Annotated in this window: 18 protein-coding genes; 5 read left to right on the top strand and 13 right to left on the bottom strand. The window is 76.1% G+C overall.

The genetic code is table 11. The features are described 5' to 3' along the window. The 8 genes from VE546_RS10950 to VE546_RS10915 all read right to left on the bottom strand — a co-directional run. A partial coding sequence (locus VE546_RS10950; protein WP_324921074.1) for a hypothetical protein occupies positions 1-831 on the bottom strand: 831 nt, incomplete at its 3' end. 20 nt (positions 832-851) lie between these two features. Next, on the bottom strand, positions 852-2,114 hold the full coding sequence (locus VE546_RS10945; protein ID WP_324921072.1) for a glycosyltransferase: 1,263 nt from the start codon (positions 2,112-2,114) through the stop codon (positions 852-854). Positions 2,115-2,184: 70 nt separating this feature from the next. Beyond that, positions 2,185-2,919 (bottom strand): polysaccharide deacetylase family protein, encoded by a 735-nt coding sequence (locus tag VE546_RS10940; RefSeq protein ID WP_324921080.1) that lies wholly within the window; start codon positions 2,917-2,919, stop codon positions 2,185-2,187. Between the two features lie 85 nt (positions 2,920-3,004). Beyond that, positions 3,005-4,717, bottom strand: a complete 1,713-nt coding sequence (locus VE546_RS10935; protein WP_324921070.1) for a lipid II flippase MurJ — start codon at positions 4,715-4,717, stop codon at positions 3,005-3,007. After that, positions 4,714-6,207: an O-antigen ligase family protein gene (locus VE546_RS10930; RefSeq protein WP_414720445.1), complete on the bottom strand. Its 1,494-nt coding sequence runs from the start codon at positions 6,205-6,207 to the stop codon at positions 4,714-4,716. The genes VE546_RS10935 and VE546_RS10930 overlap by 4 nt, the downstream gene beginning before the upstream one ends. 1 nt (position 6,208) lies before the next feature. Then, positions 6,209-7,747, bottom strand: a complete 1,539-nt coding sequence (locus VE546_RS10925; protein ID WP_324921068.1) for a sugar transferase — start codon at positions 7,745-7,747, stop codon at positions 6,209-6,211. Further along, a complete protein-coding gene (locus tag VE546_RS10920) occupies positions 7,744-9,015 on the bottom strand; it encodes a glycosyltransferase (RefSeq protein ID WP_324921066.1) in 1,272 nt (423 codons plus the stop codon). The genes VE546_RS10925 and VE546_RS10920 overlap by 4 nt, the downstream gene beginning before the upstream one ends. Positions 9,016-9,061: 46 nt before the next feature. Then, positions 9,062-10,192 carry a DUF3344 domain-containing protein gene (locus VE546_RS10915; protein WP_324921063.1) on the bottom strand — a complete coding sequence of 377 codons (1,131 nt, stop codon included), beginning with the start codon at positions 10,190-10,192 and terminating at the stop codon, positions 9,062-9,064. A gap of 266 nt (positions 10,193-10,458) precedes the next feature. Here VE546_RS10915 and VE546_RS10910 point away from each other — a divergent pair, with 266 nt between their 5' ends. Continuing rightward, positions 10,459-10,704, top strand: a complete 246-nt coding sequence (locus VE546_RS10910) for a chaplin (RefSeq protein WP_324921061.1) — start codon at positions 10,459-10,461, stop codon at positions 10,702-10,704. Positions 10,705-10,857: 153 nt separating this feature from the next. Here the strand turns inward: VE546_RS10910 and VE546_RS10905 are convergent, their stop codons facing one another. After that, positions 10,858-11,397 (bottom strand): copper chaperone PCu(A)C, encoded by a 540-nt coding sequence (locus tag VE546_RS10905; RefSeq protein WP_324921059.1) that lies wholly within the window; start codon positions 11,395-11,397, stop codon positions 10,858-10,860. 456 nt (positions 11,398-11,853) lie between these two features. Then, the gene (locus tag VE546_RS10900) at positions 11,854-12,255 is read right to left on the bottom strand and encodes a hypothetical protein (RefSeq protein WP_324921057.1); all 402 of its coding nucleotides are present in this window, start codon (positions 12,253-12,255) and stop codon (positions 11,854-11,856) included. Between the two features lie 105 nt (positions 12,256-12,360). Between VE546_RS10900 and VE546_RS10895 the strand changes: the two genes are divergently transcribed. The 3 genes from VE546_RS10895 to VE546_RS10885 all read left to right on the top strand — a co-directional run bounded on the left by VE546_RS10895 (position 12,361) and on the right by VE546_RS10885 (position 15,486). Next, positions 12,361-13,242, top strand: coding sequence for a DUF72 domain-containing protein (locus tag VE546_RS10895; RefSeq protein ID WP_324921055.1), 882 nt, complete (start codon positions 12,361-12,363; stop codon positions 13,240-13,242). A gap of 7 nt (positions 13,243-13,249) precedes the next feature. Beyond that, on the top strand, positions 13,250-13,921 hold the full coding sequence (locus VE546_RS10890) for an endonuclease (protein WP_324921054.1): 672 nt from the start codon (positions 13,250-13,252) through the stop codon (positions 13,919-13,921). A 230-nt stretch (positions 13,922-14,151) separates the two neighbouring features. Further along, positions 14,152-15,486: a transglycosylase family protein gene (locus VE546_RS10885; protein ID WP_324921052.1), complete on the top strand. Its 1,335-nt coding sequence runs from the start codon at positions 14,152-14,154 to the stop codon at positions 15,484-15,486. 82 nt (positions 15,487-15,568) lie between these two features. On the opposite strand, the gene VE546_RS10880 is transcribed toward VE546_RS10885, so the two are convergent. Together VE546_RS10880 and VE546_RS10875 are read right to left on the bottom strand one after the other, a co-directional pair. Continuing rightward, positions 15,569-17,110 carry an FAD-dependent oxidoreductase gene (locus VE546_RS10880; protein WP_324921050.1) on the bottom strand — a complete coding sequence of 514 codons (1,542 nt, stop codon included), beginning with the start codon at positions 17,108-17,110 and terminating at the stop codon, positions 15,569-15,571. Next, positions 17,107-17,778, bottom strand: a complete 672-nt coding sequence (locus VE546_RS10875) for a hypothetical protein (protein WP_324921048.1) — start codon at positions 17,776-17,778, stop codon at positions 17,107-17,109. Before VE546_RS10875 ends, VE546_RS10880 begins: the two co-directional genes overlap by 4 nt. A 283-nt stretch (positions 17,779-18,061) precedes the next feature. Between VE546_RS10875 and VE546_RS10870 the strand changes: the two genes are divergently transcribed. Next, a complete protein-coding gene (locus VE546_RS10870) occupies positions 18,062-19,264 on the top strand; it encodes a hypothetical protein (protein ID WP_324921046.1) in 1,203 nt (400 codons plus the stop codon). Positions 19,265-19,409: 145 nt separating this feature from the next. On the opposite strand, the gene VE546_RS10865 is transcribed toward VE546_RS10870, so the two are convergent. Then, on the bottom strand, positions 19,410-20,003 hold the full coding sequence (locus tag VE546_RS10865; protein ID WP_324921044.1) for a hemerythrin domain-containing protein: 594 nt from the start codon (positions 20,001-20,003) through the stop codon (positions 19,410-19,412). Positions 20,004-20,080 lie beyond the last annotated feature (77 nt).

Raw genomic sequence — 20,080 nt, 5'->3', positions numbered from 1 at the left:
GGAGACGGCCGCGGGGGCGGGCGCGGTGGTGGCGGTGGTGGCGGCGGCCGGGGCCGGCGCGGCGACCACGGCGGGAGCGGGCGCGGCCACCGCCGCCGGGGCGGGAGCGGGCGCGGCCACCGCCGCCGGGGCGGGAGCGGTGGGCGTACGGCCGGGGGGCGGGGCGGGCTCGACGCGCTCGCTCCGGCTCGCGGGGGCCGGTACGCCGGGGAAGACCGGCTCGCGACGGCCGCGGGGGGCGGCCAGCAGGGCGATGGAGCCGACGAGCCCCCCGGCGCACAGGCCCACGGCGGCGGTGAGCGGGGCGGAGGGCGAGGCGGGCTCGGTGGGGTCGAACGCCGGGGAGAACAGCGACAGCCTCACCCCGGTGCTGCCGGTGACCGCGTTGCCGCTCCTGGTCAGGGCGTTGGCCACCGCATTGGCGATGGCGGCGGCCCGGTCGGGGCGCGGGGCGATCCCGGTGATCTCCACCATGGGGGCGTCCGGCGAGGTGACCGACCGTACGCTGCCCCGCAGTTCGTCCGCCGGCATCCTCGCCGACGCCTGCGCCTCCGCCAGGACGGCGCTGTCGGTGGCGACGCGGCCGTACGCCTGGGCGAAGCCGAGGGCCGCCGCCGAGTCGGCCTGGCCGGCGGGCACCACGACCACGTAGCTGGTGGCGGTGTACTCGGGCGCGGCGAGCAGCCCGTACGCCGCCCCGCCGGTCAGCCCCAGCAGGGCTCCCAGGGCCGGCGGCGCCCAGGCGGGCACGGCCGGGCCGCGCCACGGGCGCCATGAGCGCAGCCTGCCCAGCAGGTCGGGACGTCCGGACGGTGCGGGGGGTTGGGTCATGCGCGTGGTCAAGGCGAAACTCACCTCTTCGTCGGAGCGGGTGTCGTCGGAGCAGTTGCCGCCGGCGCGGATGCGGTCGGCGCGGGCACGGAGGCGGACCGCGCGGGCAGGCCGGGGACGGCGGTACGGACGGGAGTGCGCCCGGAGACGCGCGCGGTGGCGCGCTCGTGCAACTCCTCGTAGAGGGCCATGAGCCGGTCGGCGCTGCGGGCCACGTCGTAGCGGCGCACGGCCTCGCACACCGGCGCGCGGCGCCTCCCGGCCGGTACCGACGACGGCTCCCGCAGGGCGGTGACCAGGTTCCGGACCCCCGGTCCGATCCGGTGCGCCCCCGGGGCGTGGCCGGGCGGCAGTTCGTCGATCGCCGGGCACGTCACGTGCAGCACGGGCAGCCCGGCCGCCAGCGCCTCCAGCACGGCCAGCCCGAAGGACTCCTCGGCGGAGGGCGAGACGAAGACGTCCATGGCGCTCAGCAGTCCGGGGATGTCCGGGCCGTCGCCGTGCCCGGCCGACACCGCTCCCCCGCACTCCCCCAGCAGCAGGACGCGGTCGGCCACGCCGAGCCCGGCGGCCAGTTCGCGCAGCCGGGTGCGCTCCGGGCCGTCGCCGACCAGGACCAGGCAGGCCCCGGGCAGTTGGGCGACGGCGCGTACGGCGACGTCGAAGCGCTTGCCGGGCACCAGGCGGCCGACCCCGCCGACCACCAGGGCGTGGGCGGGCAGGCCCAGCCGCGTCCGTACGGCCGTGCGCGCGATGGGGTCGAAGCGGAAGCGCTCGGCGTCGATGCCGTTGGGCACCAGGCGGATGCGGGAGGCGGGCACGCCCCAGCGGCGCAGCCGGGTGGCGACGGTGGCGGAGACCGCGACGGTCGTGTTGCCCAGGCGCTCGGTGGCCAGGTACAGCGCCCGGGTGCCCGCGGTGAGCGGGCGTCCCTCGATCATCCGCTCGCCCAGGGAGTGCTCGGTGGCGACCACGGTCCGCACCCCCGCCAGCCGGGCGGCGATCCGGCCGTAGACGCAGGCCCGGTACAGGTGGGTGTGGACGACGTCGTAGCGCCCGGCGCGGATGAGGTCCACCAGGCGGGGCAGGGCGGACAGGTCGCGGTTGCCGTTCATGCCCAGGTGGGTGACCGCGGTGCCGTCGGCCTCGATGCCGGCGGCGACCGCGCCGGGGTTGGTGAGGGTGACGACGTCGCAGCAGAGCGGGAGGTGGCGGAGCAGCAGCCGGAGCTGCTGTTCGGCCCCGCCGGCGCCGAGACCGGTGATGACGTGCAGCACCCTCATCGGTCCTCCCCCGTCCCGGCGTCCGGCTCCGCCCGGGTGTCCGCCCGTGCCCTCCCCGGCCGCGCCGGGCTCACCGTCCGGCCCCGGTGAGGGGGGTGCCGGCGGCCGGCTCGGTGGGCCCGCTGGGCAGGGCGCGGCGGCGCAGGGGGTGCAGCAGCCTCTTCGCGTACAGCCGCAGCGAGGTGTCCTCCTCGCCGACGTGCACGCGGGGCAGGGCGTACGGTCCGGTCAGCGGGCCGGGGTCGATGGCGCAGGCGTAGTCGTAGCCCGCGGCGCGCACGGCCCGCACCACGCGCCGGTCGACGGTGCCGTAGGGGTAGCAGAAGCCCCGCGCCGGGCGGCCGGTGATCTCCTCCACCAGCAGGCGGCTGCCCTCGGTCTCCCGCCGCAGGGTGTCGTCGTCGGCCCGGGTCAGGTCGAGGTGGAGCAGCCCGTGGGAGCCGATCTCCATCCCGGCGCCGACCGCGGCGCGGATTCCGGCCTCGGTCAGCAGGGGCTTGCGGGGACCGAGCGGGTCCCACTCGTTGCTGCCGCCGAGCCTGCCGGGCAGGACGAACACGGTCGCGGTGCAGCCGTGGCGGCGCAGCAGCGGCACGGCCTCCTCGATGAAGTCGGCGTATCCGTCGTCGAAGGTCAGGCCCACCAGGCCGGCGCCCCGTCCGGCGGCGCGCTCGCGCAGCAGTTCCCCCACCCCCACGCCGCGCCAGCCCCGCCGCCGCAGCCAGCGGAGCTGGCGGTCCAGCCGGCCGGGCGAGACGGTGATCTTGTAGGGGTCCTCGGTGTGCTCGGCCACCGAGTGGTACATCAGCAGCCAGGGGCGCACCGGGCGGAGCCGGGGGAGCGAGGCGGTCCGGAAGCCGGGGACGGCGGGAGCGGGAATGTGCGTCGGGTCAGCGGACATGGCGGAACCTTCGTGTGACGGCGGTGAGCAGCGTGGGTACTTCGGGTGCGCGGACGGCGAGCGCCGCGACGGCGAACGCGGCCGGGACGACCAGGCCCCCGGCCAGCGCGGTGAGGAGCGGTGAGGCGACGAGCGGCGCCGCGGCCCAGCCGGCCGCGGTGGCGACCGCCGCGGCCAGCGCCAGCCGGCCGAGGCCGGCCGTGACCCGGCGCACCCGGATGGGCAGCATCCGGGTGCGCAGGCCGCGCAGGAGCAGCAGCGCGGTGGTGGTGATCCCGGCGGCGTTGGCCGCGGCGATGCCGTGGACGCCCCAGTGGGGGGCGGTCAGGGCACCGGCCACGACCGTCAGCAGCAGGCCGACGGCCATCGCCCCGGCCGGGTACCAGGTGGGCCGGCCGGTGGAGAAGAACGGCCGCACCAGGGCGCCGGCCAGGCTGTGGCCGAGCAGGCCGACGGCGTAGACGCGCATGACCGAGGCCGTGGCGCCGGTGTCCGCCGCGTCGAAGGCCCCGCGCTGGAAGAGGAGTTCGATGATCTGGGGCGCGTAGGCGATCACGTACGCGGCGCCGAGCAGCACCACCACGGCGGCCAGGATCAGATCGCGCTCCACCCTCAGCCGGGCCCGCTCCGTCTGTCCGTCGGCCATCGCCCGCGCGACCAGCGGGAAGGTGACCGTGCAGACCAGCAGGGAGAAGGTCATGGGCAGTTGGGCGACCTTCTGCGCGTAGTTCAGGTGCGAGATGGCGCCGGGCGGCAGCGAGGAGGCCAGGAAGCGCTCGACGAGCACCTGGGACTGCCGGGAGAGGGCGAAGACGGCCACCGGCGCGAGCACGGTCCCGGCCACCAGCGCGGCCGTGCGCGGTGCCGGTGCCCCGCCCCGGGCGCCGGGCCGCCGTCCGGGCCGGCGGCGGCCGGTGCGGACGGGCAGGTGCCGCCAGAACGCCGGGAGCTGGGCGAGGACCATCGCGACGCTGCCCGCGGCCACCCCGAACGCGGCGGCGCGCACGCCCCACCGGGCGTGCAGCACCAGCACGGTGGTGATGATGGTGAGGTTGTACGCGACGTAGATCGTCGCCGGGGGGACGAAGCTGCGGTGGGCCCGCAGGGCCGCGCTGAAGTACCCGGCGGTCCCGAAGCCCAGCACCGTCAGGGCGGTCAGCCGGGTGCAGACCACCGCCAGGCCGGGGTCGGCCAGCCCGGGCGCGAGGGCGCGCACCAGCAGCGGGGCCAGGAGGGCCACGGTCCCGGCGGCGCACGCCAGGGCCAGCAGCAGCCGGGGGAGCGTCGCCGCCAGCAGGGCGCGCACGGGGTCCTCGGCGGGGTCATCGGCGGGGCCGTCGTCCGGACGGCCGGCGGCGGCCCGGCGGGACAGCGCGAGGCTGAACGCCGGTACCAGCACCAGCGCCATGGCGTCCTCGATGAGGATCGTCGCGGCGAACTCCGGGACCGTCCAGGACACCAGGAAGGCGTCCGTGTCGCTGCCCGCCCCGAACAAGTGGGCGATGGTCTGGTCCCGCATGAGGCCGAGGAAGGAGCCCGCCGCGGTGAGGACGGCGGTGGCGGCGGCGGCCCGGGCGACGAACCGCCCGCCCGGAACGGAGCCGACGCCCCGCCGGGAGGCGGAGGCCGCAGCGGACGCGGCGGGCGTGCCGGACGTGCCGGGACCGGAGGGCGGCGGGGGTGCGGTGGGTGCGGTGGTCACCGGCCGGCCCCTTTCACTGAGTATTCCCCGGCGCGTTCCCCGGCGTGCGCGCCGGCCGGCTCCCCCGCCACGGCCGCGGGCGCCAGCGCCCACCAGGCGGTCAGGCCGAACTCCACGGCGGTCAGCACGGTCGAGGGGCCGCCGATGTCGGCGTACAGGAAGTCGACGCAGTTGAGGACCAGCAGGCCGACCGCGACCAGGCCGCAGTCGACCCCGCGGTCGGCTCCGCGGCCGGTGCCGCCGGGGCCGGTTCCCCGGTCCGCCGCCCGGGCCCGCCGCAGCCGCCGCACCCCGAGCACCAGCAGCGCCGCCCAGCCGCCGACGACGGCGGTGACGCCGACCAGTCCCTGTTCGGCGAGGACGAGCAGGTACATGTTGTGCGGGGACAGCAGCGGCTGGCGGTGGAAGTCCTGCCCCGCTCCGGCGGTGTCGCTGGCCGAGGACAGCGCGAGGGAGGCGTGGGTGTCGCGGTGCTCGGGGAAGCCCTTGGGGCCCACCCCGGTCACCGGGTCCTCGCGCCACATCTCCACGGCCGCGGCCCACATGGTGTAGCGGTCGGTCACCGACTGGTCGGGGGCGTCGGTGACGTCGGTGATGCTGCTCGCCCGCTCCGCGACGAGGTCGGAGCCCACCCCCGCCCCGCCGACCAGGACCACCCCGGCGGCCACCAGGAGCGCCAGGGTGCGCAGCGCCGACCGCGCCCCCGCCAGGAACAGCACCGCCGTTCCGGCCGCGGCGGTGGCGATCCACGCCCCCCGGCTGAAGGAGAGGGCCAGCGGCACCAGGAGCGCCGCGGCGGTGGACAGCGCGGCGGGCCGCAGCCACCGGGGCGCGCCGGGCGGCGGGGCGAGGCCCGCGGCCAGGGCGATGACGATGCCGCAGGAGACGGTGGAGGACATCCCCATGATGTCCAGCGGGCCGAAGGTGCCCACCGCCCGGACGTCCTGGCCCTGGTAGGAGGCGCCGGTGCCGGTGAGGTACTGGTGGACGCCGACCGCGCCCTGGACCAGGGCGACCCCCACCAGGCAGGCGGCCAGCAGCCGGGCGTGGCGGCGCGAGCGCAGCACGATCACCAGGGCGGCCGGCACCAGGACGAGGATCTGCAGCAGGCGGGCGAAGCCGGCGAGGCCGGACGCCGTGTCGTGGGAGGCGACGGTCGCCGCCGCGAGCGCGGCGACGGGGGCCGCCAGCACGACGACGGCCGTCCGGTCCAGCGGCCGGGTCCGGGTGCGCAGCGCCAGGACGGCGCAGCACAGGACCAGGACCGCCGACGCGGCGTCCGCGGGGGTGACGTGAACGCCCCCGCCGCCCCCGCCGGGGCCGGGGGCGGCGGGCACGCACAGCAGCACGACGGCGGCGAGCGCGGGCAGCACCGGCCAGTGGTCGGCCAGCAGGTCCCGGATCCGGTCGTGCACCCCGTCCCGCGTCCGGCCGTCCGCCGGGGGGCACGGGGCCGTGATCGCCGTGGTGGCCGGGTTGGCCGTGGTCACCTCAGCTTCCTCCGAGCCGGAAGACGGAGCCGGCGGTGTGCAGCAGGATGCGGACGTCCTGCCACAGCGACCAGGTGTCGATGTAGTGGTTGTCGAACCGCGCCCGGTCCTCGATGGAGGTGTCGCCGCGCAGCCCGTGCACCTGGGCCAGCCCGGTGATCCCGGCGGGCATCCGGTGACGGGCCGCGTAGCCGGGGTGGAGCTGGCTGAACCGCTGGACGAAGTAGGGGCGTTCGGGCCGGGGGCCGACCAGGCTCATGTCGCCGCGCAGGACGTTCCAGAGCTGGGGCAGTTCGTCCAGCGAGGTACGGCGCAGCAGGTGGCCGACCGTGCTCATCCGCCGGTCGTCGGCGACGTTCCACCGCGTCGCCGACTCGTGCTCGTCGCGGGGGCGCAGGGTGCGGAACTTCAGCACGGTGAACGGGCGGCCCCCCAGCCCGATGCGTTCCTGACGGAAGATCACCCCGGGGCCGTCGGCGAGCCGGACGGCCAGGGCGCAGGCCAGCAGCACGGGGGAGACGGCCACCAGCGCCGTGGCGGCGACCACGACGTCCAGGGCGCGCTTGCCGCGCAGTCCGCGGGCGCGGTGCCGGGGCCGCGGGTCCAGGCGGTGGCAGGCGAAGCCCCACAGGTGGTCGCCGCCGCGGACGCGCCGGACGGCGGGGTGCGGAACCGCGGCGGTGTCGGGGGACGGCCCGCCGACCAGCCACACGGTGCAGTCCAGGTCCGTGAAGAGCGGGAGGAGCGCCGCGGTCTCCGGGTCCGACCAGGGGTCGCGGGTGAAGACCGCGTCCCGCACGGAGTTCTGGATGGCGGCCCGGACGATGTCCTCCTGCCCGGTGAGCACCGGTACGGAGACGTCCTCGGCCAGGACCGCGGCGGCCGGTCCGCCGCCGGGTTCGACCACGCCGACCGGGCGCATCCCGTACTCGGGGTGCTCGTACAGGGCGGCGGTGATCCGCCGGCCGGCCGGACCGCCGCCCACCACCAGGGCCGAGCGCGGCCTGCGGCGGCCGGCCCGGCGCCGCCCCAAGTAGACCGCGCCGCGCGCCGCGCAGGCCAGCGCCGCGTGGGCGAGGACCGTGCCGAGCAGGGCGGTCCAGCCCAGGGCCCCGGCGGGGTGGACGGCGGCCAGCAGCGCCGCCGCCACGCACCAGGCGACCGCCGTGCGGCCGAGCAGGGCGGGCAGTTCGTCGAGCGCGGAGGCGGCCAGGGCGGTGCGGTACAGACCGCCGTGCGCGTTGAGCGGCAGCAGGACCGCGGGTACGGCGGCGCAGACCGCCGCGAGGACGAGCGGGCCCTGCCCCCCGCCACCGGCCGGGGGGACCGCCGCGGCGGCCACCGCGACCGCCGTGAGGCAGTCGGCGGCCGCGAGCAGGGTGGCCGCGCGGCGCCGGTGGGTGTTCCTCCGCAGGTGCGGCGGCAGCGGTCGGGGCACCGGCCCGCGCGGCGGGCCGACGGACGTCGCCGCGCGGATCGTGGGTTCCGGTGGGGACAGGACCTGGCTCGGGTTGGACGTCCCGGCGTTCTCCGTGGTCATCGCCTGGTGCGCTCCCTGGTTTCGGGGTGGGGTGGGACGGACGGGTCGGTGGACGGGCGGGCGGGCGGCCCGGCGGACGGACGGCGGGGCGGGCGGACGCGCGGGGCGGCGGACCGTTCGGCCAGCACCTCGCCGTACAGGCGCGCGGTCTCCGCCGTCGTCCGCCGTACGTCGTAGGCGGTCAGGACGTGCTCCCGGGCCTGCCGCCCCAGGTCGTGCCGGAGCCGCGGGTCGGCCAGCAGGGCGACCAGGGCGCGGGCCAGGGCGCCGGGGTGCTCCGGCGGGACCAGGCAGTGGCCGGCGCGGTCCGGGGGGAGGCTCTCGGCCGCGCCGGTCACCTCGGTCAGCACCACCGGGCGGCCGCAGGCCATCGCCTCCAGCGGGACCAGGGCCATGCCCTCCCAGCGGGAGGGCAGCACCACCACGTCGGCGGCCGCGTACCAGGGCACCGTGTCGTCGGCGGCCCCGGCGAACAGCACCCGTCCCGGCGCCGCCGCGCCCAGTTCCCGGCGCTGCGGTCCGTCGCCGACCAGCACCAGCCAGGCGTCGGGGACGCGGGCGGTGACCTCCGGCCACGCCCTCAGCAGCACGTCCTGGCCCTTCTGGCGGCACAGCCGGCCGACGCAGACCGCCAGGGGGGCGCCGGGCGGCACCCCGTCGAGGGCGGGCAGGGCGGCGCGGGCGCGCGCGGAGTCGTCCGCCGGGCGGAAGCGGCCGGTGTCCACGCCGTTGCGGACCACCGCCCAGCGGGCGCGCACCCCCGCCCGGAGACCGTGCAGCCGCTCGTCCTCGCTGACGCACAGCACGCGGTCCGTCCAGCGGGCCGCCAGCCGCTCCCACCGCAGGGCGAGGCGGGCGGTCGTCCCCCCGACCGCGTCGAAGGACCAGGCGTGCGGCTGGTAGACGGTCGGCACCCGGCCGCGCAGGGCCAGCCGGGCGGCCAGGCCGGCCTTGGCGCTGTGCGCGTGCACCAGGTCGGGGCCGGTCCGCCGGATCAGGCGGGCGGCCCGTACCGTCTCCCGCAGCAGGTCCGGGCCCGGTTCGCGCCGCGCGGGCCAGTGGACGACCTCGGCTCCGGCCGCGGCGGCGTCCCGGCCCAGCACGCCGCCGGGCGGGCAGGCCACCACGGCGCGCAGTCCCGCGGCGGTCTGGGCGCGCACCAGGTCGGTGACGACCCGGGCGACGCCGCCGTCGACGGGCTGGGACAGGTGCAGCACCGTCCCGGGCGCCGCTGCTCTCTCGTTCTGGGGCACGACTCGACTCCTCATGCGGGGAACTGACTCGGCTTCACGCCCTCCGGCGTCCGGCGGGGCCTCAGGGCCGCGCGTCCACCTGGAGGAAGAGCGCGCCCAGTTGGTAGCCCTCGTCGCGGGTGGTGAAGCGGAACGTCAGTGAGCGGCCGCCGCGCGCCAGCGCGGGCGTGATGCCGTAGACGTCGGAGTCGTAGCCCAGCGTGTTGGGGTACGACGGCACGCGGCCGTGCGCCGGGTGCCCGTGGTCGGTGATCGTGGAGTTCATGGGGTCGTCGGCGGGGTTGGCCGCGTCGTGCACCCGGAACGCCGGGCCGGTTCCGGGGCGCACGGTCAGCGACTCGCCGCCCCGGCCGCGGTCGCCGTCGTAGGCCACCACGCCCGCGGCGCCGGCGGCCCGGGCGGGCACCGGCAGGTCCTCGACGGTGATGTCCAGGGCGTTCCGGGAAGGCGTCAGGGGCTCGTAGCCGTCCATGACCACCAGGTGGCGGAGCGGTTCCTGCGGGTGGGCGTAGGCGGCCACCAGCGTCCAGCCGCCCCACGCCCCCGCGGACGAGCGTCCCTTGGCGACGTTGAGCTGGCCGACGGTGTAGTAGCCGCCGCCGGACTGCGCGACGAGGGCGGTGACGTCGGCCGAGGCGGTGTAGCCGTCCATGACCCCGGTGCGGCGGTGGCCGACGAGGGTGTCGGCGAGGAGTTCCTTGTACGCGCCGCCCGGTTCGGCGATCAGCACCCGCCCGTTGTCCTCGTGCGGCTTCTGCTCGCCGACCCGGAGGTTGCCGCCCCAGTACAGCCGGGCGTAGGTGACCCGCGCCCCGGCGGGCAGGCGCAGTTCCGCCCGGCTGGAGTTGTAGGTGTTGGGGTCGTCGTCGACGTCGACGTACGTCATCTCGTAGTCGCCGTTGGTCCCTCCGTCCACTCCCGCCCGGGCCGCGTCGCAGGCCAGTCCCCCGGGGTCGGCGGACGCCTCACAGGTGGCAGCGGAGTTGGCGGCGCGCACGAGGCCGCCGTGCTGGACGGCGCGGTAGCGCTCGCCGAAGGGGATGCGCTCCGCCTCACCGGAAGCGGCGGGCGCGGTGGGTGCGGCCGCGGCGGGGGCGGGCGCGGCGGCGGTCGGCGGCAGTGCCATCGCCAGGGCCGCGGACGCCAGTGCGCACAGCACTCCTCGGCTGGTGAGCCCCAGGGGAACACGCATGGATCTTCTCCGATCGATGCCAACCAAATCGGAGCAAACCATGACAGAGGTGGACCCTTCCCCCGGGGGAGACGCGCGGGGGGTTGCGCCGAGAGTGTGATCATCCCGGCGGGGCATCGCGGCGGGCCGAACCGCCCCCGCCCTCCGGCCGCCACGGGAGCCGGAATGGTGATCTGACTAACCCTATCGAGTGATCATGCGCACCCCCTCGCATCAACCGTCGTTGGGCCGGGTGTCCCAATTCACCACCTGAAAGGAGATTGGCGATGATCCGTATCGCCAAGGCCGCCTCCCTCGCCGCGGTCGGCAGCGCCCTGGTCCTCGGCGGCGCGGGGGTCGCGGCGGCCACCGACGGCGCCCACGCCAACGGCGCGGCCGTCGGTTCCCCCGGCGTCCTGAGCGGCAACGTGGTCCAGGTCCCGGTCCACGCCCCGATCAACGCCTGCGGCAACACGGTGAGCGTCATCGGCGCGCTGAACCCGACCTTCGGGAACGTCTGCATCATCGACTGACCCGAGCGTCAGGGCCGTTCCTCCACTCCCGCCACGGGGCGGGAGCCGGCCGGGGCCCGGCGGAGACTCCCTTCTCCTCCGGGCTCCGGCCCTTCCCGTGTTCCGGGGCTCGTGCTCCGGGCTCACGTTCCGGGCCCGCGATCCGGCGGGCCGTCAGCCCTCCCACGACGCGCGGGTGGCCTCGGGCGAGGGCAGCGGCGGGCCCGGAGGGTCGTCGTGGGTGGGGGGCTGGGTCTCGATGCGCGTCTCCAGCACGCCCGAGCGTTCGAAGCGGAGGGTGACGGGGACGAAGTCGCCGCCCCGGACCGGCTCCTCCACGCCGCGCAGCACCAGGTGCGGGCGGTCCCGCCCCAGCACCAGGACGCCCTCCGGGGGCACCTCCAGCCCCGTCCCGCCCTCCCGGCCGACGATCTCCACCGACCCGGCCACCGGCGACTCCGCCCCGACCAGACGGTCGGGGGCTCCCGACTCGTTGTAGAAGCGGCCGTACAGCGGGATGTCGTCCCCCCTGGACCAGGCCCTGCCGTCGGGCGGTTCGGCCAGCCGCACCTGGCGCACCTCGACGGAACCGACCTCCGTGTTGGTGCCCGGCGAGTCGAACCGCCCCACCAGGTTCCCCTCCTGGGGAGGCGCGCACCCGGCGGCGAGCAGGGCGGCCAGCAGCCCGGCCGCGAGGGCGGCGGCCGTCCTCACGGCCGGCGTACGGGCGGGTGGCGGAGGCGGCGGCAGGGGCATGGCTCGGTTCCCGTTCCCGTGGGCTTCAGGGGGTTCCGCACGAGTGCCACGGGGGCGGGCGCGGGAAACCGGAGCCACCCCGGCGGCGGCCCGTTTCACTCCGGCGGCGGGAACCCGCGGACGCGGAGGCGGACGCCGTGCCCGAGCCCGGAAGCAGGAGCTGCGACAGGTAGCGCGCTCGGCGCCGCGAGGAGGCCGAGGACAGCGGCGTTCCGGACCGGCACGCCGCCGAGGAGGCCGGCCGGTCGCTGCGGGAGGCTCCTCAGCGGCGCTCCCCCGGGCCGCGCACCGGGCGCGGCAAGGGCCCCAGGAGCGAACGCCCCGAGAAGACCCGGCCGGCACCTCCGGCCGCCCCGGCCCGCCGCCGGCCGGAGGGGCCGGGAAGCCGGGGCGGCCGCACGCGCCGGAGGGCGGTCACGGACCGCCCTCCTCCTTCTGCCGCCGGACCGCGTCCGGCTCGCCCGCCGCGTCACGGGGCAGGTCGCCGTCCCGCGGCGGATCCACCTCCACCGGCGGGATCCAGGGGCCGCGCTCCACCCTCTCCCCCGGCTGCATCCCCGGGACCGGTCCCTCGGCGATCTCCGGCTGCTCGATGTCGCTGCCCGCCACCGCGTGGACGTCGCCCTTGCCCAGGGGGGACGGACGCGGCTGGTCCCCGCCGCCGGTGTCCCAGTGGCGTTCGCCCGTGCCCGGGTCCTCCCCACTGCCGGCGCTTTCGCGGTGCGGGGCGTTGCCGGGATTCCGGCTCCGTTCGGCTTCCTGCGCTATCTCGCGGGCGCGCCGCTCCCGCTCCGTTCCGTTCTCCTCGTCGGTCATGGCCGCGCTCCTCTCCGTGGATTCCGCGAGCCCTCCGAGCCCTCCGAGCGCTCCGAGTGCTCCGTGACGACGGATCTGCCGACGCGGCGCGGGTACCCCGTGACCATGGGAAACATTCTGGTGGGCACCTGCTCGTGGACGGACCCGGCACTGATCGCCAGCGGCTGGTACCCCCCGGCCGCCCGGGGGGCGGAGGGGCGGCTGCGGCACTACGCCGAGCGGTTCGGGCTGGTCGAGGTGGACTCCACGTACTACGGGCTGCCCAGTACCCGCAACAGCGTGCTGTGGGCGGAACGCACCCCCGCCGACTTCGTCTTCGACGTCAAGGCGTTCTCCCTGCTCACCGGTCACTCCACCCGGGTCGGCTCGCTGCCCGTGCCGCTGCGCCCGGCCGGGGCGGCGCCGGGGGCGCGGGTGCGGGCGGACGCGCTGCCGCCCGCGACCGTGGAGGAGGTGTGGCGGCGCTTCGCGGAGGCCCTGGAGCCGCTGCGCGCGGCGGGACGGCTGGGCGCGGTGCTGATGCAGTTCCCGCCGTCGCTGCGGCCCGGGCCGGACGCGGAGGTGTTCCTGGACCGGTGTCTGGGGCGCGCGGACGCACTCGGCTGGCGTACGGCGGTGGAGTTCCGCCACCCCCGGTGGTACGCGCCCGAGCGGTGCGCGCGGACCGCCGCACTCGCGCGGCGGCACGGGGCGGCGCTGGTGGCCGTGGACTCCGCCCAGGGACTGCCGACCTCCGTGCCGCCCGTCGCCGTCGCCACCGCGCCGCACCTGTCGGTGGTCCGGTTCCACGGCCGCAGCCCGCACTGGGGCACGGGGAGCAAGGAGGACGCCTACCGGCACCGCTACACCAAGGAGGAACTCGCGGAGTGGATCCCGCGGATACGGGCACTGGCGGAGCGGACCGAGCAGGTCCACGTCCTGTTCAACAACTGCTGCGGCGACGCGGCGGTCAGTGCCGCCGAGACCATGGCCGGCCTGTTGGAGTGATGCGGCGATGAACGAGACGACCGGGAAGACGGCCCGCCGGGACCAGGAGCGGAACGCCGCCACGGTGCGCGCGCTGCTGGACCGGTACGGCCGCACCTACGCGCAGGAGGCGGGCATCCTGCTGCGGAACACACCGGTGCCGCTGTACCGCCTGCTGGTGCTCTCGCTGCTGCTGAGCGCCCGCATCCGGGCGGACACCGCGGTGGCGGCGGCGCGCGCCCTGTTCGACGCCGGGCTGGGCGACGCGCGCCGGATGGCCGAGTCCACCTGGCAGCAGCGGGTGGACGCGCTCGGCGCGGGCGGCTACCGCCGGTACGACGAGCGGACGGCCACCCAGCTCGGGGACGGCGCGGAGCTGCTCCTCCAGCGGTACCGGGGGGACCTGCGCCGGCTGCGGGAGGAGAGCGGGGTGAGCGAGCGGCTCCAGCGCTTCCCCGGCATCGGTCCGACCGGCGCGGACATCTTCCTGCGCGAGGCGCAGGGCGTCTGGCCGGAATTCGCCCCGTACATCGACCGCCGGGCGCGCGACGGCGCCGAACGGCTCGGGCTGCCCTCCTCCGCCCGCGCGCTGGCGCGCCTGGTGCCCGGGGAGGACCTGCCGCGCCTGGCGGCGGGCCTGGTCCGCGCCGCCCTGGACCGGAAGGTCGCCGAGGAGGTGCGGGCCGCAGCGGAAGCGTGAGTTCCTTTTCCCTTTTCACGCTGCTCCGCACGCCGTACCACGCCGTTTCGCACCGTCGTGCGCCCTGGCGCGCCACGGCTCCGCCCTTTTCCGGTGGCGGCAAAGTCCACCCCTTGCCGGATTGCGACGGGCGCGTCTATGTTTGGCGCGCTCGTCGACCGAATTCTGTGAATGCTCAACCGAGCACGACTGACGGAGCGCCGGTTACGGCGTAAGGGGAGGGACCGGCCGTGGCCGGACGTGGACGTCATCGCCGTTACAAGCCCAACGCGGTTTCCCGCGCATCGCTGACCGTCACCGCGAGCGGTGCGGGAATAGCCATCCCACTGATCGGCGCCACCACCGCCCACGCGGCGCCCGACGAGATCTGGAGCAAGGTCGCCGCCTGCGAGAGCAGCGGGAAGTGGAATATCAACACCGGAAACGGTTATTACGGCGGATTACAGTTCAAGCAGAGCACCTGGCAGGAATTCGGCGGCACCGCCTACGCCTCCCGGGCCGACCTGGCGACCCGGCAGGAGCAGATCGCCGTCGCCGAGCGCGTGCTCGACCAGCAGGGCCCGGGCGCCTGGCCGGTCTGCTCGGACCGGGCCGGGCTGACCCGAGACCACCAGGGCTCCCCGGCCGTCCCCGCCCCCCGGACGGACCGCGCCGAGACCGTCGGGACCACCAAGGCCACCAAGGACACCAGACCCGCCCAGGACACCGGAGCCGCCGGGGGCGCCGAGCGCTCCGGGAAGGCCGGGGAGCGGGAGAAGCCGCGCGAGCGGCCCGACGAGGCGGGCCGCTCGTACGTGGTGGCCGGCGGTGACACGCTCTTCGGGATCGCCGACGAGCACGACGTCCGGGGCGGCTGGCAGGCGCTGTACGAGCGCAACCGCACGGTCGTGGGCGAGGATCCGAACCTGATCTTCCCCGGCCAGCGGCTCCACCTCCAGCAGGGGCGGAGCACCGCCGGGGCCGAGCCCCGGGCCCAGGAGAGGACCGGGTCCGGGGCGCAGCAGAAGCCCAGGGTCCAGGAGAAGCCCAAGGCGCAGCAGAAGCCCAAGGCGCAGGAGAAGCCCAGGGTCCAGCAGAAGCCCAAGGCCCAGGAGAAGGTCAGGGCCCAGGCCAAGCCGGAGAAGGCGGACCGGACGTCCCAGCGGGCGGAGAGCTCGCCGTCCTTCACCGCCCCCGTCTCCGGTGTCGGTCCCAGCACCGCCTACCGGCAGTCGGGCAGCAGTTGGTCCAGCGGCTACCACACCGGTGTCGACTTCCCCGTGCCCACCGGGACGTCGGTGCGGGCCGTCAGCCGCGGCCAGGTGGTCTCGGCCGGCTGGGGCGGCGCGTACGGCTACCAGGTCGTCGTCCGGCACGCCGACGGCCGCTACAGCCAGTACGCCCACCTGTCGGCGATCTCCGTGCGCGCCGGCCAGCAGGTCAACGCCGGGCAGCGGATCGGGCGTTCGGGCTCCACCGGCAACAGCACCGGCCCGCACCTGCACTTCGAGGTCCGCACCGGCCCCGGCTACGGCTCCGACATCGACCCGCTGGCCTACCTGCGCTCCCACGGCGTCCGGATCTGAACGCGCAGCACCTCCGACACCTCCAACGCCCCGGCCACGGGGGGCCGTTCGCGGACGGCGCGGGGCCGCCCCCGCGCGGTGGTCACCCGAGGTCGCGCGGCTCCAGCGGACGGGTCGCCGGGCCCTGGAGCACCGAGCCGTCGGGGGCGAAGCGCGAGCCGTGGCAGGGGCATTCCCAGGCCTGCTCCGCGTCGTTGAAGTGGACCAGGCAGCCCAGGTGCGTGCAGCGGGCGGAGACGGCGTGCACCTGGCCCTCGGCGTCGCGGTGGACGGCGCAGCGGCGGCCGCCGATCCGCACGATCGCGCCGCTGCCGGGGGCGATCTCCTCCACGGAGTCCGCGTGGGAGGGGCGCAGCCGGTCGCCGACGAAGTGCTTGGCGACGGTGGCCTGGAGGCCCAGCAGCGAGGGGGCCTCGCGGAAGCCGGGCAGGCGCCTGGGGTCGTACAGGCCGGCCCAGGGCGGGAGTTCGCCGCCGGTGGCGTACGCGGCGAGCAGCCGGCCGGCGAGCACGCCGCTGCTCATCCCCCAGCCGCCGAAGCCGGTGGCGACGTAGGTGTGGCGCGCGCCGGGGTGGAAGGGACCGATGAAGGGGACCCGGTCGGTGGAGTCGTTGTCCTGGGTCGCCCAGCGGTGGACGACGCGGGCGCCGGGGAAGCGTTCGGCCACCCAGGCGGCCAGCCTCCCGAAGCGCTCGGTGACGTCCGCCGTGCCGGGCAGGAACCGCTCGCCGGTGACGATGAGCAGCCGCTGCCCGTCCCCGTACGGCGCGGTGCGCACCGAACGGGTGTTGTCCTCGGGCGTGATGTACATCCCGGCCGGGTCCCGGTCGGCGGGGATCGCGGCGGCGACGACGAGTTCGCGGTGCGGCTCCAGCCGGGAGAACAGCAGCGCCCGGTCGAAGACGGGGTAGTGGGTGGCGACGACGACCGCGCCGGCGGTGACCGTGGCGCCGTTCTCGGCGGTCACCGTGCACGGCTCGCCCTCCTCCAGGCCGACCACCCGGGTGCGCTCGGCGATCCGTCCGCCCCGCCGCACCAGGTCCTCGGCGAGGGCCAGCAGGTACCTGCGCGGGTGGAACTGCGCCTGGTCCGCCACCCTGACCGCGCCCCGCACCGGGAAGGGCAGCGGGGTGTCGGTGACGTAGGAGGCGGGCAGTCCGGCCTCGGCGGCGGCCTCGGCCTCGGCGCGGACCTTCTCGTCCTGTTCGGCGGACTCCGCCCAGGTGTAGGCCGGGACCCTCTCCAGGTCGCAGTCGACGCCCAGTTCGCCGACGACGGAGACCAGGTGCTCGATGGCGTCCTGCTGGGAGCGCGCGTACAGCCGGGCGCCCTCGGCACCGTGGCGGCGCCGCAGGTCGTCGTAGATCAGGGAGTGCTGGGCGGTGACCTTGGCGGTCGTGTGGCCCGTCACCCCGGCGGCGATCCGGTCGGCCTCCACGACGGTGACCCGGCGGCCGGCGCGGGCGAGTTCCCAGGCGGTGCACAGGCCCGCGATGCCGCCGCCGACCACCACGACGTCCGTCTCGGTCCGGCTGCCGGGTTCCAGCGGCGGATGGGAGTTGCCGGGGGTGACGGGGGCGGAGGCCAGCCAGTACGACTCGTGCTCGGCGGGGAGTTCGCTCACGGCTTCCGCGACCCTCCCCGGTCCGGGTGCACACCGGTCCCCTCGCCCTCTCCGGACGGGCCGACCTCGCCCACGCCCTCGGGCGGGCCGGACTGGTCCTCGTCCTCCGCTCCCCTGAGCTGGCCGATGTCGCGGTCGTCGGCCACGGTGTGGACGGCCGCCTCCTCCGGGGCCAGCCCCTCGGCGGGCGACTCGTGGGAGAACACGTCCTGGTTGGCCGGGCGTTCCTGGAGGGGGTCGTCGCTGAGCTGGCCGGTCTGCTCCGTCGGGGGCCCGTAGGCCGAGGAGGTCTCCCCCACGTCGGGCTCCTCCTCCGCCAGCCGCTGGTCCAGGGACTCGCCCTCGACCTGCTCGGCGTAGGTGGTGCCCCACCGGTCGGCGGCCACCGGCCGCTCGCCGGGGACGGGCATCTGCTGCGGGTCGCTCATCCACTCCTGCTCGGGCGAGCCGTTCTGCAGGTCCGGGATGCCCTCGTCCTCCGGGGCGGCGCCGGGGTCGTTGGGGCCCTCCAGCGCCGAGTCGCCGGGGCTGGGGCCGGTGGCGGGGGCGTCGTCGGGCGGCAGGCCGGGGGTCTCGTCGTCGGTGGCGGTGGCGCCCTCGTCGCCGGGCCCGGGCCCGCTCTCCTCCATTCCGGTGGGCTCGTGCTCGTCAGCCGTCTGGTCAGCCATGGTCGGTCTCCCTCCGGGTCACGGTGCCGGTCAGGGGCGTACACGCGTCGGTGATCCGGTCGGTCGTCATCGCCCCGCCGGTACCCGCCGGTACCCGGCGGAAACGCGCGTCCCGCCCCCGCTTCGCCCCGATCGATCCGTTTCGGGGGTGGTGACGCGGGTACCCCGGCGGCCGCGCCCGGTACGGGGGCGTCACCGGAGAGTGACGAGGACGGCGGGCCGATGCGGCGACCGCGCGGCGGCCGCCGGGCGCTCCAGGCCGTACACGAGCAGGAGGACCCAGGTGACCTTCAACCCCTTGGAACAGCGCGGCATCCCCCTGGACCGGCAGATCCGCACCTGGCGGGAGCTGGACGTCGAGCCGATCGACCCCAACCACGCCGACCCCTACACCCGCTGCCGCATCATCACCATGAACGGCATCGAGGTCGAGGCGATCATGTTCAGCCACCACTTCGCCCGGGTGTGCCCCGACATGGACGTCAAGCGGCAGCTCGCGGAGGTGCGGTACACCGAGCAACAGCAGCAGAAGGCGGTCAACTGGCTGCTGCCGGGGCTCTCCTCGGTGCTGGAGACCACGATCGCCTACGAGCAGGTGGCCGTCGACCTCACCGCCTGGGTGGCCCGGATGGAGCCGGACCCGTACCTGAAGCAGGCGTACCAGTTCGGCGTCCTGGAGGACTTCGACCACCTGTACCGGTACTCGAACCTGTACGAGATGATCGAGCACCGCAAGGCCGAGAAGATCGTCGACCAGCTCACCGAGATCATCCCGGGGCGGCCGACCAAGTACCACCACCGGCACCCGGCCGACAACGTGCGCGACCCGTACGACAAGGACCGGACGGACCCGCTCTCCAAGCTGCACGCGCTGACCATCATGTCGGCGGAGCAGCAGACCATGAACTTCTACATGAACGTCGGCCCCCAGTACATGGAGCCCATCGCCCGCCGGCTCTACCAGGAGATCGGGCTCATCGAGGAGGAGCACGTCACGCACTACGAGTCGCTGGTGGACCCGGGCGAGACCTGGTGGGAGCGGCTGGTCCACCACGAGTACAACGAGTGCTACCTGTACTACTCGTTCATGGAGCAGGAGAGCGACCCGAAGGTCAAGGCGATCTGGGAGCTGCACCTGAACATGGAGCTGGAACACCTGCGCATCGCCTGCGACCTGATGCGGCGCCACGACGGGCGCGAGCCGGAGGAGGTCCTGGCGCCGCGGCTGCCCGACGTCCTGACCTTCGAACCCAACAAGGGCTACATCCGGGAGCTGCTGGCCACCCAACTGGACCTGACGACGCTGGGGGCGGGGTACGTGCGCGAGGCCCACGAGCGCTTCGAGCGGATGCAGGAGCAGCTCCACGGGGGCGAGGAGCCGCCGAGCGAGCAGGTGATCGACGAGCACCGGGAGATGTTCGGGCACGAGTACCGGATGGACACCGAGGGCGAGCACCCGGTCCCGTCGCTGCGCGAGCGGGTCTGAGCCCCGGCGGGGAGACCCGGGAGCCCCCGGCACCGGGCCGCCGTCCCTCCGCGGTGTTCCCGCGGAAGGACGGCGGCCCGGCCGTGTCCGGTGTTCCGGCCCTCCGGCTGCGGGCAGTCACCGGCCGCCGGGGGCGCGGCGCCGCTCAGTCCTTGCCCATGACCTTGCGCACGGCGTCCCGGGCGCGGTCGGCCACGGCGGCCAGCGGGCCGAGGGCCAGGTTCTCCGCGGCGGTCTCCGTCCCCGGGTGCGGGTGGGTGGGCGCCGTCGCCTCCGCCGCCCTGACCGCCCTGGCCATGGTGCGGAGCCGGCCGGGCTCGGCCTCGCGCACGAGGTGCACGAACTCGTAGCGCTCCTCGGCGCGGGCGTGCTCCTCCACGTCGCGCCGCAGCGCCTCCAGCCGGGGCATGAACGCCGGGTCGCCCGGGTCCATGTCCTCCAGTTCCTTCAGGGTCTCCTTGGCCTTCCGCTCCTCCGCCAGGCGCTGCTCCACCACCTCCTCGCCGCCCTCGATGCCGCGCCGGGCGTAGGGGTGGACCACCTCTTCCTCGGCGGTCTCGTGCACCGCCAGCATCCTCACCAGACGGCGGAAGGCGTCGCGCCGGGCGTCGCCCCGGGCCGCCTCCACCTCGTCGAAGAGGTTGCGGATCTCGCCGTGCTGCCGCATCAGCAGCGCGACGACGTTGTCGCCGTCGTCGCCGCTGATCCCGCTCCTCCTCGCGTCCTGCCGTTGCGCCATGTGCGGGTTCCTTCCGTGAGCTGCCGTGGCCCGGCCGGCGGCCGGGAGTCGCGTCCGGGGGTGCGTTCCGCCGCCGT

Source organism: Streptomyces sp. (assembly GCF_035644915.1).
Lineage (GTDB): Bacteria > Actinomycetota > Actinomycetes > Streptomycetales > Streptomycetaceae > Streptomyces.
Note: the sequence above shows the minus strand (reverse complement) of the source record. Positions and strands in the feature narration are given on the sequence as shown.